General features: G+C 73.8%; 17 protein-coding genes. 4 read left to right on the top strand and 13 right to left on the bottom strand.

Annotated elements, in window-relative coordinates; all coding sequences use genetic code 11:
• Positions 1–194: 194 nt before the first annotated feature.
• On the bottom strand, positions 195–1439 hold the full coding sequence (locus ACFYXV_RS09055; RefSeq protein WP_389382423.1) for a helix-turn-helix domain-containing protein: 1245 nt from the start codon (positions 1437–1439) through the stop codon (positions 195–197).
• A 1101-nt stretch (positions 1440–2540) separates the two neighbouring features.
• On the opposite strand from ACFYXV_RS09055, the gene ACFYXV_RS09060 reads away from it, so the two are divergent.
• A complete protein-coding gene (locus ACFYXV_RS09060) occupies positions 2541–2735 on the top strand; it encodes a hypothetical protein (RefSeq protein ID WP_389382424.1) in 195 nt (64 codons plus the stop codon).
• Positions 2736–2912: 177 nt separating this feature from the next.
• On the opposite strand, the gene ACFYXV_RS09065 is transcribed toward ACFYXV_RS09060, so the two are convergent.
• The 4 genes from ACFYXV_RS09065 to ACFYXV_RS09080 form a co-directional block, all read right to left on the bottom strand.
• Positions 2913–4391 carry a protein kinase gene (locus ACFYXV_RS09065; RefSeq protein WP_389382425.1) on the bottom strand — a complete coding sequence of 493 codons (1479 nt, stop codon included), beginning with the start codon at positions 4389–4391 and terminating at the stop codon, positions 2913–2915.
• Positions 4392–4487: 96 nt separating this feature from the next.
• Positions 4488–9170 carry a HEAT repeat domain-containing protein gene (locus ACFYXV_RS09070; RefSeq protein ID WP_389382426.1) on the bottom strand — a complete coding sequence of 1561 codons (4683 nt, stop codon included), beginning with the start codon at positions 9168–9170 and terminating at the stop codon, positions 4488–4490.
• 153 nt (positions 9171–9323) lie between these two features.
• The gene (locus ACFYXV_RS09075) at positions 9324–10706 is read right to left on the bottom strand and encodes an aKG-HExxH-type peptide beta-hydroxylase (RefSeq protein WP_389382427.1); all 1383 of its coding nucleotides are present in this window, start codon (positions 10704–10706) and stop codon (positions 9324–9326) included.
• Positions 10703–11950, bottom strand: a complete 1248-nt coding sequence (locus ACFYXV_RS09080; protein WP_385467002.1) for an FxsB family cyclophane-forming radical SAM/SPASM peptide maturase — start codon at positions 11948–11950, stop codon at positions 10703–10705. The genes ACFYXV_RS09075 and ACFYXV_RS09080 overlap by 4 nt, the downstream gene beginning before the upstream one ends.
• Before the next feature lie 240 nt (positions 11951–12190).
• On the opposite strand from ACFYXV_RS09080, the gene fxsA reads away from it, so the two are divergent.
• The 3 genes from fxsA (at position 12191) to ACFYXV_RS09095 (ending at position 17372) form a co-directional block, all read left to right on the top strand.
• A complete protein-coding gene (fxsA, locus tag ACFYXV_RS09085) occupies positions 12191–12406 on the top strand; it encodes an FxSxx-COOH cyclophane-containing RiPP peptide (RefSeq protein ID WP_385466999.1) in 216 nt (71 codons plus the stop codon).
• Positions 12407–12569: 163 nt separating this feature from the next.
• Positions 12570–16256, top strand: coding sequence for an FxSxx-COOH system tetratricopeptide repeat protein (gene fxsT, locus ACFYXV_RS09090; protein WP_389382428.1), 3687 nt, complete (start codon positions 12570–12572; stop codon positions 16254–16256).
• A gap of 102 nt (positions 16257–16358) precedes the next feature.
• Complete coding sequence (locus ACFYXV_RS09095) at positions 16359–17372, top strand: hypothetical protein (RefSeq protein WP_389382430.1); 1014 nt, start codon at positions 16359–16361, stop codon at positions 17370–17372.
• Here ACFYXV_RS09095 and ACFYXV_RS09100 read toward each other — a convergent pair.
• The 8 genes from ACFYXV_RS09100 to ACFYXV_RS09135 all read right to left on the bottom strand — a co-directional run bounded on the left by ACFYXV_RS09100 (position 17353) and on the right by ACFYXV_RS09135 (position 26169).
• On the bottom strand, positions 17353–19710 hold the full coding sequence (locus tag ACFYXV_RS09100) for a hypothetical protein (RefSeq protein WP_389382431.1): 2358 nt from the start codon (positions 19708–19710) through the stop codon (positions 17353–17355). The two genes, ACFYXV_RS09095 and ACFYXV_RS09100, sit on opposite strands and share 20 nt — an antisense overlap.
• A gap of 68 nt (positions 19711–19778) precedes the next feature.
• Positions 19779–20891 carry a hypothetical protein gene (locus tag ACFYXV_RS09105; protein ID WP_389382432.1) on the bottom strand — a complete coding sequence of 371 codons (1113 nt, stop codon included), beginning with the start codon at positions 20889–20891 and terminating at the stop codon, positions 19779–19781.
• Entirely contained in the window at positions 20888–21769 is an 882-nt protein-coding gene (locus ACFYXV_RS09110; protein WP_389382433.1) for a hypothetical protein, read from the bottom strand. The genes ACFYXV_RS09105 and ACFYXV_RS09110 overlap by 4 nt, the downstream gene beginning before the upstream one ends.
• 113 nt (positions 21770–21882) lie before the next feature.
• A complete protein-coding gene (locus ACFYXV_RS09115; protein ID WP_389382434.1) occupies positions 21883–23130 on the bottom strand; it encodes a hypothetical protein in 1248 nt (415 codons plus the stop codon).
• Positions 23131–23370: 240 nt separating this feature from the next.
• Positions 23371–23970 (bottom strand): DUF421 domain-containing protein, encoded by a 600-nt coding sequence (locus tag ACFYXV_RS09120; protein WP_383494418.1) that lies wholly within the window; start codon positions 23968–23970, stop codon positions 23371–23373.
• Positions 23971–23995: 25 nt separating this feature from the next.
• Positions 23996–24328, bottom strand: coding sequence for a DUF6968 family protein (locus ACFYXV_RS09125; protein WP_383343797.1), 333 nt, complete (start codon positions 24326–24328; stop codon positions 23996–23998).
• Positions 24329–24433: 105 nt separating this feature from the next.
• Entirely contained in the window at positions 24434–25267 is an 834-nt protein-coding gene (locus ACFYXV_RS09130; protein WP_385466976.1) for a serine protease, read from the bottom strand.
• Positions 25268–25395: 128 nt separating this feature from the next.
• Positions 25396–26169 (bottom strand): tyrosine-protein phosphatase, encoded by a 774-nt coding sequence (locus tag ACFYXV_RS09135; RefSeq protein ID WP_389382435.1) that lies wholly within the window; start codon positions 26167–26169, stop codon positions 25396–25398.
• Positions 26170–26217 lie beyond the last annotated feature (48 nt).

The following is a 26217-nucleotide window of genomic DNA, read 5'->3' on the forward strand; positions in this document are numbered from 1 at the left end:
GGCGTCCACAGGAGGGCCTACGGATGCGCACCGCCCGGCGGGTCACTGACCGCGGGCAGCCCCCGAGAAGCCAGGGCGCAGCGCGACGCATCAGGCGGGGACTGAAGCGTCTCGCCGGGGGTCGTCGGATCTGGAGGGACCGGGCAGTCCGGCGAGACGCACGGCTCGAGCCCGTATCGGTCGTGGAGTCCTTGTCAGTCGTGCGCGGGGGCGAGCACCCGTGCCAGCGCCGGTTGCAGATCGTGTACGGCCCGACTGCTCCGGAACCGGGAGAGTTCCCGCGCGAGACGCTGGACATCGCTGTTCACCGTCGCCGAGGGTACGGCCGGCATCACTGCCAAGAGCTCCCCGGCGATCGCGCACGCGCGTTCGACCTCTCCGGAGGCCGCGTGGGCCAACGACCTGCGGAAGCCGTATCGGGCGCGGGTTCGCAGCGCGTGCGGCGGGAGGCGACGGCACTCCCGGTCAAGGACCTCGGCGGCGGCCTTGGGCCGACCGAGGTCGTACAGGCACCAGCCGGTCGTCATCGCCGCCGGATCGCTCACGTTGGTGGTGCCGATGACGGGGCCGGCGCCGCTGCGGGCGTCGTCACTATCGAGCAGCTCCCGTGCCCTGTCGAGGCTGCGGAGGCAGTCGAGTTCGTCGCCGACTAGCGCGTGCCCCTGCGCCTCCCGCTGGGCCGCGAGTCCCCGGATGCGCGGCGGCAGTTTGTCACTCTGCGCCCGTCGGGCCAGGGCGACGGTGCTCGCGGCGTCCCCGCCGTAAAGCGTGACAAGGGCGCGGCGCACAAGCGCGTAGGAACCGAGGTACGAATCGCCCCCTGCGCGTGCCAGTCCGTCGGCCTCACCGGTCCAGCCGAGTGCAGCGGCGCTGTCTCCGGCCTCCTGGGCCATCCAGCCGGTGAACTCCGCAAACCGCGAGGCAAGCAGGAGCGCGGGGGCCCGAGTGGCGGACGGGCTGTCGGCGGCCAGAGCGGCGATCGTGCGCGTCTGGGCCTCCAGCAAGGGGAGCAAGACCTTTGGCGCGGTGGACTGGCCGAGCATTCGTAGCTGGTCGAACTGCGTGCGGAAGGAGGGAAGGAGGGGGTCGGTGGCAGAGAATGCCCGACCGCCGAGTTTCAGTCCGAGGTCGATCAATGCTCCCGTACCCGCCGCGAGAACCTCCCGGCGCCCGACGAGCCACGGGCTCGGGGTTGCGGGGGTTTCGGTAGTGTCCGACTCGGTCTCGGGGCGGGCTGCCAGACGCTGCAACTCACCGTTCGCGCCGAGGAAAGCGTCGCACCGACGGGCCAGCTCGGGGGACGCAGAACGCTCCCCGCGTTCGACTTTACTGAGGTACCCCTTGTCGTAGTTGAGCGCCACGGAGAACTCGGTCAGAGTCAGTCCCGCATCCTGTCGTAAGCGACGAAGTTCTGGGCCGAAAGGTGAAGTTGCACTCATTATTGGCCTCCCCTTGAATAGCGAACGTGTGGGTCGTAGCCCGTACCTGGAACTCTCGTTCACTGGTCGACACGAAGACCGATGGCGAACATCCGCCGTATCGGATCCCCATCGCTTCGCATCTGAGAGCGAGTTTGACACGCGGCCTACCTTGAGGATCGAAGTTCGACAGTGTTGCCCGTTGCCTCTTACACCCTCCGTTGCGCTCTGCCTGTTCGTTGCCATGACCGAAGTCGATCATGCTCGGGACAAATCGATCGAGAGTGACGGGGTATGTAACTTCGCCCGATCGCACCGCCAAGAGCACCAAGTCGTACGGTGCATGTGTCGATCAAGGAAGATGCCCCAATGGCCAGTGGCACCTGATCCGAGACCGAGACTGTCAAGGTGGTCAAGCCGCAGCAGGCGAAGGCGGTGGATAGTCGACTGATCGACGAGTGAGTCGGCCACGGCCGGGTCGATGGCCTCCGGCTCGCTGACGCGAAGGGGGCGTAGCCAGCAATCCGAAGCTGCTGCGGGAGTTCTGACTGCAGGGCGAATCGCTTCCTGCTCAGTGTTGATCGCAACCAACCACCTCCGCCCGCCGCACCGAAGTGGGTCCTGCCTGGAGTTCCGCCACACCTCCCGCTGCGCGGGCGACGACTACCCCAACCACAACACGGCCCTCAGGGACCGGGAGGCCGGCGAGCCCTACCGGAAGTTCCTGCGCAAGTACGTTGAGGCCGACCTCCGCGAGCAGCTGCGTGAGCGATGGTACGAGCGCACGTCCGCCCCGAACCGCGCCGTACACCTCTTCCTCCGCAACATCGCCGCCGGCCCAGGAGCGGGCGGCATCCAGGAGGGACCGTTCCCCTGCGAAGGGGCCGCCGCACCCGACCTCATGCATCGCCAAGCCGAGAGCGGCTGCCCCGCCCCTGCCTCGCAATCACTCTTCCGGATACCCTGCCTTGACACGCGGACCGCGGGTCCCGACCAGCGGCAATCACCCTTCATGGGCCACCCCCGGTGGGGAGAATCTGGGGAGAATGAAGCCTCGTTGGGGAGCGGCTGGGGAGAATCGACCGCATCGTCGCCCGCGACCTGGGCGACTTCCTGTGGCTCTTGGCCGACGGCTTCGGCCCCTGGGAAGCCGCCACCTCGTACGAACCCGACTGGAAGGCGCGCCCCAACCCGGAGTTGGCAGCCATCGCCGAAGGGTTCGCACCGCACCAGCGCCGGTCGGCGGCAGTCGTGATCGAGCTGGCGGCCCAGGAGTTCCCCGACTTCGACGACACCATCATGGAACTCTGCCGCTGAAGCCAGCCTCCCCACCTGCGGTTCACCGAGAACCTGAAGAAGACCAAGGAACTCGACACCCAGTGGATCGGCAACCGGGTGACCATCGCCTGGGACGCCGTCGCGTCCGCCTCAGGCACCGCTGGCGGCGACCTCCGCCACTGGTGTGACAACCGGCCGTCACGGCTTCCGATGCGGTCAGCAGGGTGGGGACGAGCCCTTTTGGCGGGTGAGGTCGCGGTTGTACAGCCAGCCGGTCGCGTTCGTTCCGTCCACGCGCACGTACGTCCACTGGTTTCCGTACGAGTTGACGACGTAGCACTGGTACCAGAGCTTCGTGCCGTTCTTGACCAGGGCGCCGGCGGGGCACGGCTGGTACGGCGCGGTCAGCAGGTGGTGGTCGCCCGCGATGTAGCCGTAGGCGCCCGGCTTCGGGTCGCTGGGGGTCCAGCCGGCGCAGCCCGTCGGTACGGGGCTCGGCCGTGCCGGGGTGGGCGGTGCCGTGTCCGGCGGCCCGTCGGCCGTCGCGGAGCCGCCGCCGGTCACCGGCGTCGGGGTCGCGGCCCGCGCCCGGTCGTCGTCGCCGTCCGAGGTCACGGCGTAGGTGACGCCGCCGGCGGCGAGTACGGCGACGACCGCGACGGCCGTCGCGACGCGAGCGCGGCGCCCGGCCCGGCCCGTGGCCGCCGGGCCGGTCTGCGGAAGCGATTCCTCGCCGAACGCGGGCGGCGGCCCGAAGCCGGGAACCGGGGCGGGTGCCCGTACGGACGGCGCGGTGGGGGTCGGCGCGACGGGGCGGGCCCCCGCGGCGGGAGCCGTCCCGCTCCCCGCCACCGCCTCCAGCATCGCGCGGGCCTGGTCGGCGGTGGGCCGGCTCTCCGGCGCCTTCGCCATCAGCGCCAGCAGTACGGGCCCGAGCGGCCCCGCCCGCCGGGGCGGGGGCAGCGGTTCCGCGACGATCGCGGCCAGCGTGGACCACACGGAGGTGCGGCGGAACGGCGAGACGCCCTCCACCGCCGCGTACAGGGTCATCCCGAGCGACCAGATGTCCGAGGCCGGGCCGGGCTCCCTGCCCTGCGCGCGCTCCGGCGGCAGGTAGTCGAGCGAGCCGACGAGCTGGCCGCTGCGGGTCAGCTTCGCCATCTCCTCGTCTCCGGGAGCGTGCATGGTGGCGATGCCGAAGTCGGTCAGTACGACCCGGCCGCCCCGCTCCAGCAGCACGTTGCCCGGCTTCACGTCCCGGTGCAGGATGCCGGCCCGGTGGGCGGCGTCGAGCGCGGCCATCAGCTTCGCGCCGATCGCGGCGGCCTCGTACGGGTCCAGCGCGCCCCGCTCGGACACCACGTCGTCGAGCGAGGGCCCGTCGACGAGCTCCATCACGATGACCGGGAGCCCCTGCTCCTCGGTCACGTCGTGCACCGTGACCACGCCGTCGTGCCGGATCCGCGCGGCGGCCCGCGCCTCGCGCCGCATCCGGTCCCGCATCTGGGCCAGTTCGGCGGGGCTCGCGTCGGTGTAGGCCCGCAGCACCTTGACTGCGACCTCCCGGCCCAGTGCCTCGTCGACCGCCCGCGCGACCACTCCCATGCCACCGCGGCCGATCAATTCGGTCACCCGGTAGCGCCCCGCGAGCACCTTGCCGACCAGGTAGCCGTCCTGCGCTTGCCCTGATGGCACCGGCACCGCACGCTCCGTTTCCTCACCGGCCGTCCGTCGACGGCCTGACGGGACCCAAGCGTAAGGGCATGATCGTCTGGTCCCCCGCCGGCGGCGCTACTGCGGGGCGCCGGCCTCGATCTGTTCGAGGAGCTCCGTGTACAGGGAGCGTCTGTCGGGGCGGGCGTGGGCGGCGGCGTGTCTGAGGGCGGGGACCGAGGGCGGTCCCATGACGGTGAGCCCGTCGGCCGCGGCCTTGCGGACCACGGGGTGCGCGTGCTCCAGCAGCCCGGTCAGTGTGGGGATCGCGGGTGCCCAACTGGCGTGGGAGAGGGTCCGGATCGCCGTGCGCACCACCTCCGGCTGCGGGTCGTCCAGCAGGACCTGCGTGTGGCCGAGGTAGGTCTGCCGGTCCAGCACGGCCCGTGAGGTCCGGTGGGCGTGCAGGCGGACCCCGGGCTTCGGGTGGTGCAGCAGTTCGCCGATCAGGTCCCGCAGGCCCGGGTCCGGATCCGGGCCGGGGCCGCGGTGCTGCTCGGCCAGTCGCGCGAGCGCCGGGCGTATGCGCGCCGGATCGCCGGTACGTGCCTGGTCCAGCAGCTGCTGCCGGGACGGGGGGTGGGATGCCGCCGTCGGCGCGGGCACGGTGCGCTCGCGCAGCGCCGCCAGCGCGGCGGCGTCCTGCCGTGCGGCGTCGGGGTGGCGCAGCGGACCCTCGACGAGGAGCAGCCCGTCCGCGAGGTCGTCGCGTCCTTCGGCGCGCAGCCTTCGACAGGTCCGCGTGAGCGCGGGGGTGCGCAGCAGGGGGCGTCCGCGGAGCAGGTCGAGGAACCCCCAGGCGCCGGTGTCGAGCCGGCCGCCGAGGTGCTCCGCCAGTACGTCGGCGGGGACTTGGCGCAGCGCCCGCCCGGCCGCGGAGCCGGCGGCCGGCGGGTCGTGCTCCCACCAGTCGAGCAGGAGCGGGACCAGGGGCTCCAGGTCCTGCGGGTCGAGCCGGCTCGCCGCGAGGGCGGCCCGCTCGTGCAGGATGCCGTCCGCGCGCAGTTCCGTCTCGCCGATGGCGTTCAGCATGCGGGCCAGGCCGGCGCCGACGGGTACGTCGACGCGGCCGTGCAGGAACGCTCGGAGCACGGGCAGCAAGGCTTCGGGCTCGGGCCATTCCACGAGCGCCAGTGCCGCGCTGCGTCGGTGTTCCGGAGCGGATGCCCGCAGCATGGCCAGCAGGCGTTCCCGCAGCGCGGTCGAACGGGGCTGGTCGAGGTCGTCGACGCGTACCGTCCGCGGGCGCGGCGCCGTCGCGTACGCGGTCTCGGCGATGGTCCAGGGCGGGGCGTCGAGCGGCTGGATGTCGGTCATCCAGTCGATGAGGGCGGGGCGTACCCCGGGGCCGGCCGAGGCGTAGACGTCGATCAGGGCGCTCAGACGGTCCCGGGAACCCGGCACGGCCGGTGCGGCCGGTGCGGCTTCGTGCGGCCGGTGACGGTGGAGTCGGCGCACTTGCTCCGGAGCGCCGCCGGGCGTGCGCACCGCCGCGTCCAGCGCGGCCCGCCACGCCGCGCCCTCGGCCTCGGCCTCCGCTTCGGCTTCCCCTTCGGCCTTCGCTTCGGCTCGTGCGGTGGTTGCGAACGCCTCCCTCAGCACGTCCGTCTCGGCCTGCCAGGGGTCGGCGCCCAGGCGGGCCGACGCGAGGGCCCGCTCCAGGTCGGCCCGGACCAGCACCGCGCCGAGCGCGCGCAGCAGCTTCAGTACGGACTGGTTCCCCGGTTCGGGGGGAAGTCCTCGTACCGCGTCGGCGACCGCCAGCTTGCGTGCGGCCGGCAGAGTCGGCGCCAGCGCTTGGAGCACCGCGATGAGCTCGTGCCGGTTCCCGGCCGGGGCCTCTTCGAGCCCGTCGAGCAGGACCCCGGTGCGCCGGGCGAAGGCCGTCAGCTCCCCGGCCGTCCAGGGTGCGGGGCAGAGCCGCAGGACGAGGCTCAGTACGCGGCCCCGGGCGGCGGGTTCGGAGTCGGCCAGGGCGAGCCAGTCCCCCAGCATGGGCCGCAGTTCCCGCAGTTGGGCGGGGTGCGGCTGCTCGTGCCTCTGCGCGATGCGCAGGGCGACCGTCGGATCCCAGCCCTCCGCCGCCAGCGACCTGACGTCCGGGTCGGCCCCGAAGTCCGGGGCCGGCCCCGAAGCGGCGGGCGGGGTGATCCCGTGCCGGGCCCTGGCCGCCGACAGTTCTGCGACCGTCCCGGCGGCGAGGCCGACCCGGCCGTCCGCCACCAGGGCGAGCAGGGCCGGTGCGATCCCTGATCCCTGGTCGTCCAGTGCGCGGACCGAGCACGCCGGCAGGCTGCGGTCGAGGCCTTCCAGCAGCAGTTCGCGGGTGCGCCGGTCCTCTCCGTGTTCGGCGGCCGCGAGAACGGTCGCCGGGTACGCGTCGCCGAGGACGGCCCGCAGCGCCTCGACGAGCAGGCCCCGCAGGCCCGGGTTGTCGTGACGCCCGAGCCAGAAGAGCAGTGCCGGTACCGCCGTGGGCGTGCCCGCCCGGACCAGAACCTCGGCGGCGGTCTTCTTGACGTTCATGTTCGGATGGTCGAGACACGCGGCGATCGCGGTGGAGGCCCAGCGGGCCCGGGCGTGTCCGAGTGCGAGCAGCGCCTGCCGGACGCTCTGGACGTCCCCGGCGGCGGTCAGCGCGATCAGCGTCGGGGACAGCGCCTGCGCATCGTCCCCGCCGGCGTCGCGCGCGAGCAGCGCGATGACGTGCTTGCGCACGTGCCCGTCGCGGCGGCGCAGCAGGCGGTGAACCCGCGCGCGGGTACCCGCGTAGGGGGTTCGGAGCAGGAGTTCGAGCAGGATCGTCTGCTCGGCGCTCGACAGTCCGGGGCGGTCCAGCAGATCCAGCGCCACGGTCGCGGCGAGCGCGTGGCCGGCCTCCCGACCGGTCGCCGCGTCGAGCAGGCAGGACGGCCTGATCCTGCCCCGCTCGTGGAGACGGCGGCCCAGGCCCTGGAGGGCGTCCAGGACCTCCTGGGGCACCACGGGCTCCCCGGCCGGCCGGCCGCCTTCGGGCCGCGGGGCGTCCGCGCCCGGTTCCCGGGACGCCGCGAGCTCGGCCACGACGCGCAGGAGCAGGTCCGCGATGACCGGCAGGGTGCGGGCGCCGCCGTGGGCGGCCAGTCTGCACAGGGCCGCCACCGGCTCGTCCGGGTCCAGATGGGAACTGAGGAGGGCCAGTTCCCGCTCGTCCGGTCCGCCGAGGTCGGCCGCGATGCGGGCCGGAAGGTCGGCGGGATCGAGACGGACGAGGAGGGCACCGCGCCGTGACGGATCGTCGGTCAGATGCCACAGCACCTCCAGGGCGCGGTTGCGCACCGCACGGAGATGCGGCGCGATCACACCCGCGCCCTCCGCCCCCGCGAGACCGAGCCCTTCCCCCAGCGCCTTCGTGGTCCGGTGCCCTCCGATGGCTTCCAGCGCCTCCAGGGCCGCAGCGGGAGCGGAGGGCAGGAGAGCGATCACGGCGTCTTCGGCACCCGCGTGGCGCAGCGCGCGGATCGCGTCGAGAAACGGCCCCGGCGCGGGAGCAGAGGGAAGGACCCGTGTGATCGCGTCGCCGACCGGCAGCTCGCCCGTCCCCTGCCCGGCGAGGGCGACCAGCAGCGCGAGCCGCCGCGGCCAGCTCGGATCGCCGGGTTCCGCGTCGAGCAGTACGCGCAACATCGCCTGCCTGCAGGTGAACAGGATCGTGGCGATCTCGTGGGGCGGGATCGAGTGGTCGGCCAGTGCCAGGCCGGTGATCGCGGGTACGTGCGCTTCCTCGGGGAAGTGCCCGCGCCGGTGGAGCCCGCGCAGGCAGGCCACCGCAGGGCCGCCGAACAGCAGCGGGTCCCGTGCGGCGACGGCCGTCAGCGCGCCGATGTCACCGCGGTCCGCCAGGTCACCGAGCAGTTCCATCGCGCGCCGGCGAAGACCCGGCGGCAGATCCGTGCCGTCGACGACCTGCCGGAGCAGGCCGCGGTGCCCGTGACGTGCGGCCGCCGCGACGGCCGCATCGGCCACCTCGGGCCTCACGGTCACCGCGTCGGCGGTGAGGAAGGAAGAAAGGCGTCCCGGCGGCAGGGGCGTCAACGCGGCCCACGGTTCGGCGAGTTCCCCGAGTACGGCGGTGATCACGGCCGCGCTGTCGGAGCCGAGCAGGCCGGTCAGGCAGCCGCGAACCCGTGCGGGAGCCAGCAGACCGGCGTGCAGCCCCTGCCGGGCCAGCCGCAGCGCCGCTGCCTGCAAGACCGGGTCACCGCTGTCCGCCAGCTCGTTCACGAGCAGCTCGGGCCGGTGCGCGCGAGTGACGGTCGGTTCCCGCACGGTCAGTTCCCGTACGGCCTGGTACAGCAGTTCGCCCGGGGGCTCCTTCCGGATCACCGCCGGCTCGTTCAGCAGCTCGGCGCGCAGCCAGGCGATCCGCACCGGTACCGGCAGCTCGGCCGTACGCCACGAGGGCCGGCGCAGCCCGCGGCGATACGGGCCCAGTCGCTCGTGGAGCCGCGCCAGTACGAGGGCCGCCTCCGGCGGCCCCTCCACCACGGCCGGCAGCAGCCCCGCGAGCTCGGCGCTCTCCTGCTCGTCGCCCGTCCGGCCCGAGGTGACGCGCTCGTTCAGAAGGACCAGCCCCAGGTGCCGCAAGCGGGGATCGCCGTGCCGCAGGAGGGCTTCGAAGACGGCCGGCGGGCAGTGCCGCGCGTCCAGGCGGGCGGCCGGCCGGCCGGCGTCGGCCCGTCGCAGGGCGTCGTGGAAGGGTTCGTCCGCCGGCGTGATCACCGTCGGATGCTAACGGGGCCGCCCGCCGGCCCACCAACGGGATGCGTCCGGGGCTTCCCGCACCCGTGGCCGCGCCGGCGTCCGCACGGGCCCGTGCACCGTGCCCCGTGCACCGTGGCCCGTGCACCGTGGCCCGTGGCCCCTGCACCGCCTTCAGGAGGCGCGACCGGCCGTGGGCGCCGGTGTGCTTCCCGCCGCGTCGCGCCATGCCGCCAGGTGTTCCCGCGCGGCCGTCTCGGCGCCTCGTACCGCCGACGCCGGCAGGGGGACGCGGCACAGGCCGTCGAGGGTCTCCAGCATCCGGCCGGCGAACCGCAGGCCGAGCGGGGTGAGCCGGCCGGAGTCCAGGATCACGGCCGTCGCCTCCCGGGCCCCGGAGCGCCAGCGGGCGAAGCGGGTGTGCGCGAGGGCCCGCAGTGCCGGATCCCGCTCCGTCTCGCCCCGCCTGCCCCAGAACTGGGCGACCGCCAGGTGTGCGTACGCCCCGTGGAAGAGGCCGACCAGTGGGCGGGGGTCGGGACGCCAGGGCGCGTAGTACCGCTCCTCGGGGCCCTGCCGTGCCTCCTCGAAGAGGTCGAAGAGGTGCAGCAGGGCCGCGAACTTGTTGTGCTGCGCCTCGTGGGCCATCGTCACCGCGAGGACGGAGCCGTTCGGCGGCAGCGACAGCGCCATGGAGCCGAAGGTCTCCGCACTGCTGCCGCTGACGATGCCCCCGGCCGGGGCGCGCAGGGGCACCAGGAGCCAGGGACAGGCGGCCAGTTCCGCGTAGGTCCGGGGGTGGTCGGCGCGCAGCAGCGCGCAGCCCGCCCGGGCCACCGCCTCCCAGCGGAGTGCCTCATCGGCGTCGGGGTGGACCGCGCGCGCCGCGGCCGCCGGGAAGGACGGCGGGTCGAGGACGTCGAGGGCGAGGGCGGCGCCCGTGTCGAAGGCGGCCAGCAGCCGCGCCCCCCGCCAGCGCCCGCCGCTGCGGTACGGATCGCCGGCCACCGGCACCGGGGCCCGCGGGACCGGCGCGTCCGGGATCGCGATCGAGGCCCCTCCCGCGGTCCCCACGCGCAGTTCCACGTGGTCCCCGGGACGGGCGCCGGGGAAGTGGGCCCGGCCGAGCGAGGGCAGCGCCGCCCAGGGGTCCGGCCCCGTCAGCGGCCAGCGCACGCGGGCGGGCACCCGGGCGCGCACCGCCGCCGCGGCGGCGAGCGCCGTGAGCAGGTGCGCCGGGGCGCCGGCTCCGTCGGGCCGGCGCCTCAGGCGCGCGAGCAGGCCGACGAGCGCGGGACCCGCCGCCGGGTGCGTCAGGACGGCCGTCACGGCGCCGGGGTCCGCCCGGTGGGCCGTTTCCAGCAGCTCCCAGGCGCTCTCCACCGTCCGGGCCACCGCACCTCCGGACTCCCGGGCGGCGGTGCGGATCGCGTACAGGCACGCGAGACGCCGGCTGTGCTCGGCGCGGGCGAGCAGGCGCATGGCCTCCGCTCCGCCGCCGCCCGCGGCGATCGCGTCGAACAGTTCGCCGGACAGACGGTGCGGCGACGGTGTCATACCGCCTCCGCCGGCGCCGGACGGGCGCAGGCCAGGCCCCGCACGTCTGCGGCCAGCCGCCCTCGTACCCGCCCGATCAGCGCCGTCAGGTCGGCGCAGTACACGCTCGGGTTGGCGAAGCCGGTGTCGTGGCGGTAGCGGTTCGCGTAGTGGCCGCCGCCGCACACGGTGTGCAGCGGGCAGGCGCGGCAGGTGGAGCACAGCCCGTCGGCGCCCCACTGGCGGGCGGCGATCCCGGGATGGCGCAGCAGTTCGTCCAGGGCGTGGCGCCATACGTCGAGCCCGGTGCGCGCCGCTCCCTGGTACGCGGTGCGCAGGGTGTCGTCCTGGGAGAGGGAGCCGTCCGTCTCGACCACCGCGTAGCGCACCGGGGCGAGCCCGAGGGCCTCCGTCTGCGGGGCGGCGCCGAGCAGGAGCGCCATGAGGTCGTCGAGGAGGCGGACGCCGGTCTCGCGCGCGGGGGCGTCGTACCAGCGCTCGAAGACGGCCCACAGCCAGTCGGCGTACGGGGTGCGGCGTCCGGCGGGGTCCACTCCGGGCGGCGGGGTGTGCCAATTGCCGAGCGGCAGCAGGAAGTCGACGGCGGGCGGGCGGTGGACGAGGAGTTCCTCGTAGGTCCGCACGGGGTCGTTGCGCAGGTCGATCGTGCACAGCAGCGCGGCGAACAGCGGCCGGTAGCGGTCGGTGCCGAGCAGGTGCAGTGCGGCCTGGACCCGGGCGTGGCTGCCGCGCCCGTCGGCGCCGCGGCGGTGCCGGTCGTGGGCGGTGCGCCCGCCGTCGGTGCTCACGCCGATGCGGATGCCCAGCTCCGCGCAGAGGTCGAGCCGTTCCCCGGTCAGCCGCACGCCGTTGGTCTGCAGGGCCAGGTGGAGCCGCACGCCCGTGCCGACCGTGGCGCGCAGCACCGCGGCGGTGCGGGCGAGCGCCTCGTCTCCGGCGAGGAGGGGTTCACCGCCGTGCAGGACGACGCCGGCCTCCGTCAGTCCGTGCGCGGCCAGGTGCTCGGCGATCCGCTCGGCCGTCCGCGCGAGGGTGGCCGGCGCCATGGTGCGCGGCTGCGTGCGCCAGCTCTGGTCGTGCGAGCGGTACATGTAGCAGTAGTCGCAGGCCAGGTCGCACCGGCTGTGCACCTTGAGGACGAAGGAGTGGAACGGGTACGGGACCCAGCCGGCCGCCTCACGCGTCAGCACGTCGGCGGCGCCCGGCCAGGGCGGGCGGCCCGGGCGCAGTGACGGTCGACTCATCCGCTCCCCCCCGAAAGCGTGCGCCGATCGGTCGCGCATCGGTACGTGCGCACTCCGTTCGTCCAGTATTCGGTTGCGGTGCGCCGAGCGTCAACATCACGAACGAGCCAACGGGTGGCACAAGGGGCGGAGTTGGCGCAGTTCCGGCGCGTTCGGCGGTTGCCGCGGGGGCGAGTGGCGGCGCTACCCTGGGAAGGACACCGGTTCGCCGGTCCGCAGCGACCTCCGGGAGTGGACATCGTGACCGATGACGCCGAGGGCGCCGAGCCGGCCGCCGCGGGGCCCGATGCGGAGTCCGATGCAGCGTCCGATGCGGAGTCCGTCGTCCTGGACATCGCCGGGCTCTCGCCCGAGGAGGTGGCCGCGCTCCCCGACTCGGTACTGGGAGCCCTCCTGCGCCGGGTGCACGACACGGCGGGCGATCCCTTCGTCACCGGGTTCTCGGAGAGCCTGTGACCGGTCGCGGCCCGGTGCGGCCGACCGCGTTCCGGAGCTTCCGCGTCCTGCGGACGCCACGGGCGTCCGACGGGGAACGAGGGGGGACGGCCCCTATACTTGCACCCCAGCATGCCCGTTATGTCCATCGTCATCCGCTGTCACCTCGCCGAGTGGAGAGGTCATGCCAGACGTCAACCCCCAGCGCCGCGCGGGTTCGTTCGCCGTCTTCTACACCACGTCCGAGAACCTCGGGCTGAGCACCACCCTGCGCAACGCGGCGGACATCCTCGCCGAGGGCAATCGCAGCGTGCTGCTCGTGGACGGCCGCCCCGGCGCCCCGGGGGACGGAGTCGCGGTGCCCGCACCGGAGGCCGGGCAGGTCGCCGCGGTGGGGCGGGCCGCCCCGCGCGAACTCACCGCCCTCTTCGACGACCCCGTCGCGACGCGCTACGACCACGTCCTGATCGAGGCGCCCGTCCCGGCCGCTCCCGGCGACGAGGCACCGGGCAGGCTGGTGGAGTTCGCCGACGCCCTCGTGATCTGCTTCGCCCTCACGGCCTGGTCCATCGACGGAGCCGCGGCCCTCGCCGAGGAGCTCGTCGGCCGCCGCGGCGACCGGCCCGTACGGCTGCTCACCCTCGGGCTCAAGAGCGACATCGGGGTGCACGACCGGCTGCGCGAGGGGCGCGAGCGGGTGCGCCGCAAGTTCTCGGCGCTCGCCCAGGCCCGCGGCGCGGGCGAGTACCCCTTCCTGGAGATCCCGTACAACCCCCTCTACATGGACAGCCGCAGCCTCGCCGTCGAGACCGAGGACGCGGGCAGCGTCGTGGGCCTGCGCCCGTCCTACGCGCAGCTCGCCGACTGGCTCCGCGCCCGCCGCGAGGCCCGGCTCACCGACGCCACCGTCGTCCACTCCGGGCGGCACGTCGCCTGGGCGGCCTGGCTGCGGGACCGGCTCGGCGAACGCGGCGTCCGCACCGAACTGCGCAGGGTCGACACCTACACGGGGGAGCGTCCCGAGACCGGAACGGCCCTGCTCTTCCTGTCCCCGGGCGACGCCGACGACGCCCTCCTCGCCCAGATCGGCGCGCTCTCCCACACCGACGTGCGCATCGTCCTGGTCGACGCGCCCTTCCCGAACGCCGAGGCCGCGCACCACGAGCGCATCGACCTGCGCGACACCACCGAGGACGAGGCCCTGCGGATCCTCTACTCCGGCCTCGGCCTGGGCTCCGGGCAGCCCCGCGAGGGCGCCCCCGGCGCCCGCTTCCCCCGGCTGCCCGAGATCACCAACGTCACCTCGCGCAGGGGCGGTTTCACCGACCGCGACGACCTGCTCGCCTCCCTCGACGAGACGCTGCGGGAGGCCGGCCGCGACGGCGCGGCCCTGGTGCTGCACGGCCCCAGCGGCTGGGGCAAGAGCGAGACCGCCCGCGAGCTGTGCCATCGCCACGGTCCCGGGTACGACGTGGTGTGGTGGGTGCGCTCCTGGGACCCGCAGCGCCTGCGCAGGAGCCTGGTGCGGCTCGCGGGACGCCTCGGTACGGCCGAGGACCGGCTCGCGGCCGTGGCCGCCGACGGGGACGTCTCCCCGCTCCTCGAACGCCTTTCGCGCCCCGACGGCGAGAACAGCTGGCTGATCGTCTACGACGGGGCGACGGACCCCGCCGAACTGAACGGGCTGCTCCCCATCCCGCACGAGCGGGGCCACGTGCTGATCACCAGCCGCGTCCGGCCGGCGCAGGAGCCGCCCGGGGACACGCGCCCGCCGTTCCTGACGTCCTGCGCCATGCCGGCCATGACCCGGGAGGAGAGCGGCGACCTGCTGGGCGAGCGGCTGCCGGAGCTCACCGCCGACCAGGCCCGGCAGATCGCCGCGGTCGTCGACTTCGTCCCGCTCCCCCTGCAATTGGCCGCCCGCTGCCTGGCCGAGCGGGCCGCCTCCCACCGGCGCGAGGACCACATGGCGCCGGAAGCTGCCGCCCGCGCGGCCGTCGCGGACCTCCTCGCCGAGTACCGGGCCGGCAAGACCGGGCTCCTCGGCGAGAGCGCGACCGGAGCGGTGTCCTCCCTCGCCGTCATGGTGCACGTCGCCCGGCGGTTCGCCCGGTTCACGCCGGGCGCCGCCGCCTGGCGCACCGAGCGTCCCGCCGCCGACGCGCTGGACTGGCTGCTCCAGGCCGCCTCCCTGCTCACCGGGCGCGGGATGGGCCTGGAACTGCTCCGCTCGCGCCGCATCCTGTCCGAGCTGTCCCGCGACGACTCCGCCGGACCGGTGCCCCCCGACGGCGACGGCGGCGTCCGCCATCCCGACCAGGTCCAGCTGCCCGACGAGCACATGGTGAGCGTGGCCCTCTGGGCGCTCGCCCAGGTCGGCCTGCTCAACGTCGAGTTCGACCGCAGGGACCAGCCCCTGACGCAGCACCACGCGCTGCGCGACCTGATCCGCGACGGCATGGAGGACCGGGCCCGGGAGCGCATCGAGTCCGTGCTGCGCGGCGTACTGGCCGAGTACGTACGGCAGGACGAGGACCTGCCCCCCGACTGGGCGCGCGAGGTGTACTCGCTCAGGCTGTGGGAGGACGACCGGCCGCGCGTACGCCGCTCACTGCTGCGACACCTGCAGGCTCTCGGTGCGCGCGCCGAGAGCACCGACCTCGCCCGTCTGCTCGACATCGCCGACAAGGCCCGCGAGGCGTGGTGGACCGACGGCGACGAGCCCACGCCCGAGTACCTGCGCCTGCTCAACCTCACCGCCCGCGCCCACCGGCTCGCCGGTGCGTACGACAAGTCCCGCGTGTTCTCCCGGGAAGCCCTGCGCGGCCACCGCAGGCTCCTCGGCCTCGTCCACCCCCGCACCCTGCTCTCGGCCGACTCGCACGCCGCGACCCTGCGGGCCCTCGGCCGGTTCCAGGACGCCCTGACGGAACTCAGACCCTCCGTGGAAGGGCTCACCCTGCTGCTCGGGCGGCAGCACCCCGCCACCCTCCAGGTCGAGCACAACCTGGCCCTGAACGAGGCGCTCACGGGGCGCGTCGCCGCCGCCCTCGGCCGGGTCCAGGAGCGCTTCCGCTACCAGCAGGCCGTCAAGGGCAAGGGCGACCCGGCCGCCTGGGCCGAGGCGGACCTGCTCGCCTACCTGTACCGGGCCATGGGACGTGACGGCGAGGCCCGGGACCTGCTGCGGCAGCGGCTGCGCCGGCACGGCGACGTCTGGGACGGGGCGCGGCTGAGGACGGAGGTCGGCCTCGCCGTCAGCGAGCGCCGCCTCGCCGACGGCTTCCCCGCCGCCAAGGACCCGCGCTACGGGTACGAGATGGCCCACGAGCGCGATCTGCGCGCCCTAAAGCTGTACGTCAGCCGCTTCGGCGCCGACCGGATCGACACCCTGCGCTGCCAGTTCAGCTACGCGGCCGACCTGCACGCCCTCGGCAAGGCGGACGAGGCGGAGCTCCAGGCGCGGCTGTGCGGCACCTCGCTGGCCGAGCGGTTCGGCGTGACGCACCCGTACACGGCGCTCAGCGACGTCCGCCACGGCGTCTACCTGCGGGCGACGGGAGACCTGGCCTCCGCGGAGGCGACCGGCCGGCACGCCCTCACCCGGCTCACCTTCAAACTCGGTCAGGCACACCCGTGGGTGGCCGCCGCCGAGAACTCCCTCGCCGCCACCCTGGCCGCGGCGGGGCATGCGCAGGAGGCCGCCGAACTCGCCGGCACCGCCCTGACCCGCCTCCGCGACCTGGGCGTCGCCCACCGCCCGGACGGCCGGCGCGTGAAGGCCCACCACGCCCGCCTGACCGCGCCGGGCGACCCGCGCCCGGTCCCGCAGTCGGGCTTCGACATCGATCTGGAGCTGCCGGGCCTGTAGGACTTCGACGGGACCTGTAGCAACCTGTAGGAGCCGGCAGGAACCAGTACGAATCAGCAGGACCCCGAGGACACCGGTCATCCACCGAAAGGCGACGTGCACGTGGCAGCCCCCGCACCGCATGGCACCCAGACGCTGACGGAGCACCACTGGGCTCCCGAACGGCTCGGCCGGATAACCTCGTTGTGCGACGAGGCGGTCTCCTCGACCCCGGGGATCAGATCGCTGTCCCACTTCGGCAACGGCATCCTCGACTTCGTCGTCTGCCGCACCGACCGGCGCCCCCTCGGCGCCATGGTCGGCGACCTCGGCGACGAACGGGACGAGGAGTCGCTGCCCGGCAGCCGACTGCTGCTCTCCACCCAGGACGTCGGAGTGCTCCTGCAGCCGCTCGGCACCGGAGAGCTGATGCGCACCGTCGTCGCCAACGGGGAGGGCTGCCTGTGGGGCGGGCGCGTGAAGCCGGGCGAGTACCTGGCCGCGGTCACCGACTCGGCCGAGGGCACCGACGCCATGGACACGGCCATGAACGCGCTGGTCACCCGGATCCGTACGGAGGTGCACCGGCTGCCCGACGAGCTGCCCGGCGGAGACCCGGCGGCCAGGCCCGTTCTCTCCCGCGTCGACGAGGGACGCACCAGGCTGCGCGTCGACTTCGGTACGGCCGCCACGCCCGAGCCCGCCTACGAGGAGCGGCTGCGCGCCCTGTGGCTCGGCCACCTGAACACCAACGACCTCCAGTACGCCGCCTACTACCGCGACTGGACCCTGGTGTGCGCGGGCGACGTCTTCGAATCGGACGACCTCGGGCCGAAGTTCCTCGGCGTCAGCGTCCGCACGCGGCGCACCGCCTACCGGGAGCTCTCCAGGAGCCTGCGCGGCCATCTGATACGCCTCGCCGACGCCCTGGGCCTCGTCGCCCCGGCACGGGCGGACCGTCCGGCCGTGGAGCGGCTGGTCCTGGACGTACAGGAGGGCGCGATCTACCTCGTCTGGACCTCGTCCCGCGAGTTCCTCGTCGGTGTCACCCTCGACCAGACCCAAGTGGCCAATGCCGACGCGCAGTTGCAGCGACTCGCGGGCGCGGTACGGGGGCTCACGGCGCCGCCGCGCTGAGCGTGCCCCACACCTCCTCCGCGAGCACCTCGACCGTTCGGGCCGCGGTCAGCGGGTGAGGGGGGCCGGGGCTGCCCAGCAGGTGCACCGGAAGGATCTCGACCGCGCTCTCGTACTCCCGGCAGATCCTGCGCAGTTCGCCCCACTGGCGCTCGGTCGGCGCACCGGGCACGGCGGCGCGGTGCCAAGCGGCCACCGCGCCGCGGAAGTTCTCGGTGAGCGCGCGGACCAGAGTGGCGCAGCCGAGCACGCCGAGCTCCGCCGCCGTCGCCGTGGTACGCCGTTTCACGGCCGTGCCGGCGACGCGCCGGGTGACCGTGTCGAGCACCGCGAGGGCCTCCTGGAACCGGCGCCGTACCGGTCCCGGCAGATCCAGGGCGGCCGGCTCCGCCCCGGACGGGTCCTCGACGAGCACCGACGCCGGTGCTCCCGGCGACGGGGCGCGCCGTTCGCCGGCGGTGGGCGCCGCGGACCGCGCGCGGGGCTCAGGCGTCCACGAGTCCATCGCCCGGCGCAGTTCGGCGAGTTCTGCGGTCTGCTGCTCCAGGTCGCGGCGCATCCGCTCGCCGAGCTGGACCAGGCCCTCCTCCCGGCGCCCGTCCGCGAGCCGCCCGTCCAGCTTCCGCAGCGCCTGGTCCGCCCTCTCGGCGAAGCCGCCCTGCCGGTACACCAGCGGCCGGGACCCGATCGAGCGCCCGAGACGGTCCTGCATGGCCTGCGAAACGTGGCCGTTGACCACGAGCAGCACCTCGCACCGCCCCGGACGCACCGCACTGCGCAGGCCGTGCACCTGGGCGGCGATCCGTTCGGCGTCGTCGGCGACGAGGACGGAGCGGGTGAGGATCACCGCGAGGTAGGCGTTCGGCGCGGGAGAGAGCCAGTGCAGCACCTCCTCACGGCCTCCCGGCGGGGCCGACAGCCGGGCCGGGACCGGATCGCGCGAGGCGATCCGCCACTGGCCGATGTCCAGGGCCTTGCGCACGTCCGTCTCGACCTGACGCCGGGCGACCCCCTCGTGCAGATCGCGCACCGCCTGCAGCACCCTGGCGGCCGGCACGTCCCGTACCGCGCCCCCGCCGCCCTCGCGCCGGTCCTCGTCCTCGACGAGCTGCCAGGCCTGGCGGCAGGTCTTGAGGACCTCGCGGGGCACCCCGTCCGTCAGCTCGTGCAACAGGCGCACGGCCTCCGCGTCGAAGGGGCCGGCCGACCCGTCGGGCGCCACCGCGCGGGGCGCGCCGCTCCCGCCCCGGCCGGCGTGGACGTATGCGGCGACCAGCTCGGCGGTGAGCCCTTCGTCGAATCCGCTCGGCCACAGCTGCACCAGCCGCTCGTGCACGCTCTGCCGGAGCTCCCCCAGCCCGCCGGGAGAGACGCAGAAGACCAGCAGGCCGCCGCGGCTCGCGTAGATGTTGACGAGCCGTTCGAAGGCGTCCATGAACGTGCGCCGGTGCTCGTCACGCCATTCGAGCACCTTCTCCAGAGAGTCGATCAGGAGCGCGTACGGCTTGCCGACCCGGCCGTGCAGGACGGCCTGCACCGCCAGTGTGTCGAACACCCGGTCGATGCCCGCGGCGTCCTCGTGGCCGCCCTGCCCCGCCGCGGGCCCGATGGCCTCGGTGATGCCCCGCTCCCGCAGCGGCTCGGCGGGCTCGCCGCCGTTCAGCCAGTCCCACACCATCCTGTTGAACGACGGATCCTGGAGCAGTGCCAGCGCGGTGGCGAAGCGGCGGTGCTCGGTGACCTCGCCCAGCGTGCGGCGCAGGTCCGCGTGGATCACCTCGGGGTCGTAGCGCAGTGCCGACACGACCTTGTCCGGGTCGAGGCTGCCGCCCCGGAGCCCCGCCGCGATCTCGCCGAGCGGGCCCAGCCGCGGATCGCTGCCCTGTGTGTCGACGCGGTTGGCCGTCGCGTACGCGTAGTAGTTCCGCACCAGTTCCTCGAAGGCGCGCTTCCCCTGGGGCGTGTCACCGGGGCCGCGCAACCGGTCCCGGTACATCCGCCCCATGTCCTGCACCGGCTCGTCCATGATCCACATGGCCAGGGGGTCCGAGAGCCGGCTCAGATCGGCGTACACCTTGCGCAGCGCATGGCTCTTGCCCAGACCGAACTCACCCACCAGGGCGATCACCCTGCCGCGCCGGCCGCCGGTCGGGCGGCTGCCGAGGTAGTCGTCGACCAGCCCGGTGAGCTCGACGGTGGTCGGCGTCCCGACCGTCGCGTTGCCGGAGTCCGCCGCCTCGACCGGCACGTTTCCGAGGTCGGCCGACGGGCCGAGGCGCACGACCGGACTCAGGGGGAAGGGGTTGCTGTGCCAGATGTCTCCACTGTCTGGGGCCACGGCGGGCACTCCTCGTGTTTCCGGTGACGGCGATCCGAGCGGCGGGCGGGTGGGGACGCGGGAGGGAGTCACGGGCCCGCCGGCGGGGCGGGCCTCCCGAGCGGGGTGTCTTCGGCCGGGGAGTGGCCGGGCGGGGAGGGGTCGGGCGGGGAGGGCTCGGGCGGGGAGTCTTCGGCGAGCGCGCCGAGCAGGTTCTCCCTCGCCTCGCGTCTGAGCCGCTCCGCCTGGTGGCTCAGCTCGCGGGCCGTGATCCGGACCGGTTCGCCCGCGCGTATCTGGTGTTCGGCCGCGGCGTGGTAGACCAGCCGCAGCTCCCTCACGTCGGCGGGCTCCCAGTCGGTCAGGAGCGTCGCGTCCGGGTCGGGGTGGCCCGAACGGGCCGCCTGGCTGAACGCCACCCTGTCGTCCCCCTTCAGGTGGCCGAGCTCAAGGTGCGTGACCGCGGGATGCCTGACCACCTCCTTGACCACCTCCTTGGCCCGGTCGGTCGCCCCGTGGCTGATCTCGGCGAAGAGGATGATCCGGCTCCGCGCATGTTTCAGGCAGGTCAGGAGGAACTCGCTGCGCACGCCGGGGTCCTTCCAGGCAATGTGCGGCACGATGACGAAGAGCAGCGCGTCCTGCTGTTCCAGGAGTTCGCTGATCGCTTCGAAGGCCTCGCCCGGGGACCATTTGGAAATGCCCGTGTCGACGTGGGTGAGCTTCGTGCGCAGTTCGCCGACGACCTGCTTCACGATGCCGGCGTTGATGGCCGGAACGGTGGCGAACCGGCCGTTGTCGTCGAGGCTGATGACGTCGCCGATGTTGTCGTAGCCGGCCGTCATCGCGACGACCTGCTTCAGGGGCGGATCCGGGTCCATCCGTTCGATGTGCTCCTGCGCCTCGTGGACGCACCGGTGGATGAGGGTGGTCTTGCCCATGCCGATCGGGCCCGTCACGACCACCAGCGAGCCGTAGTTCACCCCGCTGTCGACCACGTCCGGGAGCCTCTCCAGCCACTTGCGGAAGGTGTCCACCTGCGCCTTGGCGTGATCGACGTCCACCCACTGCTCGCTGTGGCTCGTCTCGCTCCAGGGCACCAGCGGGTAGTCGACCCGGGGCGGGGACTCGGCGTTGCGCAGGGCCTGCCTCTTCTTCGGTACGCGCACGCTGTACGGGTTGTGCTGCGGAGGCACCGTCATGCGGACGCTCCCGGGGTCGTGCGAGCCGGCCGCTCGCGTGCGGTACGCCATCTCCAGTAGAGCCCGCGCCGGTTGAGATCCGACACGGCGCTCAGCTTACGGTCCACGGACAGCCGTGCCTCCTGTGCCTGCCGGGCGCGCGCGTCGGTTCCGAGCCGTCGGCCGGCGGCGAACTCGGGCAGCGGCCCGGCGAGCGGCAGTTCGTCCGCGAGCCGGTGGGCCCGCGCCCGCCGCGCGCGGTCCGCGGTGACCTGGGCGAGGGCCGCGCCCAGCGCCTCGCGCGCGGTCAGCACCGCCGTGTGGTCCGCCGCCGGATCTTCCTCGTAGTTCCTGAGGTACTCCCGGGCAGCCGCCCGGAAGGACGTCCTGCCACTCTCCAACTGCTGTTTCAGCAGGCGGCGTTCGGCTGAGACTCGCTCCCACGACTGCCCGCCGAGGGTGAGCAGGGAGCCCACCGCGAGGAGGGGGAGCGAGGTCAGGAAGGTCTGCAGCCAGCCGTCTCCCTCCTTCTTCTCCTCGGCGGCGGCCCCCGGACCGTCGGAGGCCGCCCCCATCAGCGCCGAACAGGCCCGGGCGAAATCGTCCCGCCGGCGCACGGACCACGCCTGCGGCGTCATGCTCCCGACGGAGGCCGTGGGCATCACGGAGTCCGTGGCCATGACCGAGACCGGGGCCGACGCCGCGGGCTGCAGGAGGCCCAGGCGTGCGGCGGCCGTGAAGAGCTCCGCCCGGTGCGAGGTGTCGAGGCAGTACACGAGCTGGACGTCGCGCTCCTTGGATCCGCCGGGAGCGGCGAACGCCGGGGCGGCCGCCAGCAGCACGAGGCCCACGGCGGCGGTCCCGAGCCCCTTGCGGCCGTGCCGCGTTCTCCGCCTCATGTGCACCTTCCCCCTCCGGCCACTGCCCCGTACCGGTTCCTCGACTCGTTCCCCGGGCCCCGCAGGCGCCATCGCCACCGACGCCCGCACCGCCGCGGCGGCCGCTGCGGACGTCAGGCGGGCGACCGCCCCTTGGCCAGCGACTTCCGCGCCGCCCCCTCGGAGGGACGCTCCCCACCCGTGCCGCGTTCCGGCCCGCCCTGTCGCCGCCACGGCCACGGCGGATGGGCGAGCAGCGCCTGTGAGGTGCCGTGCAGCAGGTTGACGACCAGGACGGCGGGGCCGACGATCGAGACCGTGCCGGGGAAGTCGCGTTCCAGGGCGAGGGCGATGAGGACGGCCGTGATGCCGTTCTGCTGCCCCAGTCCGAGTCCGATCCGGTCCCGCCGCTCCAGTCCCCGTACGAACAGGGGCATGACGCCCAGGGCGACCGCCGCCTGGGCGCCGAACGCGGCCGCGCCGAGGACCAGTCCGGGCAGGAGCGACACGCCCTGGGCCAGGAACAGGCCGAGCGCCAGGAACGCGGCCGGATAGGCCACGGCGACGGCCCGGTCGACGACCTTGTCGAACGCCCCCGTACGGACCACCAGACCGGCCAGCGCCACCGCGGGCATCAGCATGCCGGACGCGGCGACCGCGATCATCGCCACCACCAGCGCTCCCGTGAGCGCCGCCCCGGCGCGCCGGCCCGCCGGCGTGCCCGCGAGCGCCGCGGCCGCCGCCCGCGGACCCGCGAGCGCCCGCAGCGCCCTGCGTCCGGCCCACCACAGCAACAGGACTCCGGCGAGCAGCGCGGCGTTGAGGCCCAGGCCCCTGACGTAGCCGCCGGTCCCGCCGCCCGCGACGGCCGGCGCTCCCTCGTGCCCCGCGGCCGTGTAGGCGTAGGCCGCGACGTACAGGGTCAGCACCACCGTCATCGGATCGTCGAACGAGGCCCACGCCGAGAGCAGCGACCGGGCGCGCGGCGACATGCGGTCGCCCTTGCCGAGCGCCGCGACCGACAGCGGATCGATCTGGGCCACCGCGATGCCGAGCACCAGGTACTCGGGCCGGTCGAACGTCAGCACCATCACGCCCGCAATGAGGGACGCCTTCAGCACGACGCCCAGCGTGACGGCCGCCACCACCGCGGACAGGTCCGAGCGCAGGGCGCCGAGATCGATCGAGTACGTGGATCCGTACAGGCCGACGGCGAGCAGGAGCCCCGTGGCGTAGAGGTAGCCGCCACTGCCGACCAGCGCCGCCGGTTGCGTGAACAGCCCGATCGTCACGCCGACCAGCAGCGCGCCGAGCCCCCCGGCCACGACCGCCGGGATCGATTCCGGCAGCCGCCAGGACCGGACGCGTCCGCCTTTCGTCACAGCCTCTCCCCCTCCCGGCCCGCGAACGTCGCCCTGCACCCCCATGCGTCGGCGCCGCGGAGCCAGGTAAATCGTAGGGGGCGCGGGCGCCGAATCGAAAGCCGGACTCCCGTCACCTGTACGGGAGTTGACTCTTCGACCCGAATGGACGACACGGAACGACACAGGACGACGCGCCTCGACCGCTTCTGCGCGGTCGTGCCAGGAAGATGCCCGGTGGGGACTGCCGCCGAACACCGGCTACGGGGACCGGCCGCGCAGAGCGTCCACTTTCTCGTCGAGGGCGGCCAGGGCGGCCTTGAGGGCCGCGATGTCGGACTTGTCCGCCGACTGGTTGGGTTCCGCCAGCTGGACCACGAGGGCTCCGCCCGGTTCCAGGGTGACCTCCGTGGTTTCCGTGACGTCGTCGCCGCCCTGGTGGCGGACCGCCGCGTCCAGGTCGGCGCGGCGCAGGCCGTTGCGGCGGATCACCGAGGTGAGCCAGTGGCCGTCACGGGCCAGGGTCGTGGGGGTGCCCTCCAGAAGGCGGCCCAGCCATTCGTGGCGGGCTGCCGCCCTGACCACCACGGTGTTCACCCCGAGCAGGACGGCGGCGCCGAAGGCCGCACCGAGGACCGAGTCGTCCGGGCCGATCACGGCGTTCTGCACGACGTTGGCCAGCAGCAGCATGACCACCAGGTCGAAGCTGCTGAGCTGCGCCAGCTGACGCTTGCCGACGATCCGGAGCAGCGCCAGGATCAGTACGTAGACCCCGATGGTCCGCAGGGCCTTCTCCAGGTACGGGATGTCGCCGTGCAGGAAGGGCGTGAGGGCGTCGTGGGCGGCATGCACCCCGTCCACGCTGGCACATCCGTCACGGCCGGTGTCAGCGACCCGCCGTATGCGGCCGGAGCAGGACCTCGGCCGCGCTCAGGCCGCTTTCCCCGCCCCAGGCGAAGGTCAGACCGCGGGCCTGCGCGGCCTCGGTCAGCCGGCTGCCCAGGACTTCCGCGGCCAGGGCCAGGGCCTGGATCCCGTCCACCCCGTGGATCTCGTACGTGGTCTCGGACAGGCCTTCGAGCCCGCACGGGCAGATCCAGTCGCCGGCCGGGTCCGGATCGGGGTACGGGGCTCCGAGCTGGAGGGTGACCGGGAAGGTCCCGCCGTCCCGTGCGACCGCTTCCAGGCGGCGGGTGGCGATCACCGTGTGGTTCTTCATGCGTTCGGCCTCCGGTCGACTTCGATGGGGCCAGTCTGGCCCGCTCCCCGTCGGTTTCGCGTACAGGCGGCCGCCCGCCCCGCCGGGGGCGGGCGGCCCCGTGCGCTACGGCTTCGGCAGGGTGCAGCCCGCGCGGGTCAGGTCGATCTTGCTGCCCGCGCCGATGCACGGGACGATGATGTACGTCTCCTGGGCGTAGTTGATGCCCTGGCGGACGGTGACCTTGCCGGTCTCGTCCACCTCGCACGGGTTGTTCTCCGTGCAGCGCTGCCCGTCCTCGTTGCCCGTGTTGTTGACCGCGACGACCTTGCCCGTCGTCGTGTCGATCACCGGGGAGCCCGAGGTGCCGCCGATCGTGTTGCAGGACGAGGTGTAGCGGACCGAGTCCTTCCAGGTCCAGTCACCCTCCTTGAGGCGGTACGCGAACCCGTCCACGTTGCAGCTGTAGATCCGCTTCCAGTAGCCCGAGACGACCTTGATCGCCGTGCCCTGCACCGGGCGGGCGTCGTTCAGGGTGAGCGCGGAGATGCCGTACTGGCTCTGGATCTGCGCGTACGTCTTGGTCAGCTGGTAGATCGATATGTCCGTGTCGGTCATCGTCGCGTACGCGATCTTGCTCGCCCGCAGCGTCGCCACGCGCGAGCCCGACGCGTTCAGCAGCGAGAACGAGCGGCTGGAGGACTGGTCCTTGACGACCTCGCCCGGCCCGGGGAAGCCGGTCTCGATGCAGTGCCCGTTGGAGAGGACGAGCGCGGGGTCGTTCGGCTGCGAGCCGGGGACGCGGACGACGGAGCCGGAGCAGTTGCTGAGCGCGACCGTACCCGCGTAGTTCACGGTGACGGCCGCCGCCTCGTGCTGGGGTGTTGACGCCACGGCCGGTGCTGCCGCCACTCCTGTCAGGAGCAGCGACAGCACGGCGCCGACGAGAGGCTTGCGCATGTGGGGGTTCCCCTCTGATGACGATGCAACCGAAGATCCTCCGGTTGTCATGAGCATTGTTGGGATGCCCCCGACAACTGGCAAGGATGTGGCCAGAGTTGGCGGGTTTCAGGTTTCCGAGGCGCCGGTCAGCGCAGCAGGCGGTCCCTGAGCCGGGCCTCCGTCGCGGGCGTGATCCCGACGCGCGTGGCGAGGTACCCGGCCGGGGAGCCGTAGCGCGTGGCCAGGTCGGCCAGGACGAGGGACAGGATCTCCGCCGGGGCGCGTCCGTACGAGGGCCAGCGCATGACGCGCCCCGGGTTGGCGGCGTGCCAGTCCGCCGTGAGGCGGGCGGTGGCCAGCTCGGTCAGCGCGAAATCGGCCAGGATCTCCTCCTCGGACACGCCGAGGAGGGTCAGCACGAACGCGGCGATGAGGCCGGTGCGGTCCTTGCCGGAGGTGCAGTGGAAGACCGTCGGACCGGGGCCGGCCGCGATGAGCTCGACGGCCTGGCGGATCTCGTCGACACCGTCCTCGGTCACCTCGGCGAACCGGTCGGCGAGGTACCGCCAGGGGTCGATGCCGGGGTCGATCGCGGCCTGGTCGTACGGGCGGTGCTCGATGCTGAGGTTGGCGTACGTGAACCGCTCCGGCTCGGGGATGCGGCCCTTGGCCTCGATCTCCCAGGGGTAGCGCAGGTCGATGACCGTACGTATGCCGAGGCCGAGGAAGCGCTCCCAGTCGGCCCCGGCCGCGGCCCCGGCGAGTTTGCCCAGGGAATCGGACCGGTACAGCGCGCCCCAGGCCACCGTACGGCCGTCGGCCGAGCGGTAGCCGCCCAGGTCGCGGAAGTTGTGCAGGCGGTCGAAGTCGATGTGGCGGCGGTGCCCGGACGTGCGCGTGCCGGTGCTCGGGTCGGACAACTGGGGCTCCTCTGTCTGCGGTTGAGCCCCAGGATGCCCGATCGTCCC

The organism is Streptomyces sp. NPDC002181, assembly GCF_042890485.1.
Taxonomy (GTDB): Bacteria; Actinomycetota; Actinomycetes; order Streptomycetales; family Streptomycetaceae; genus Streptomyces.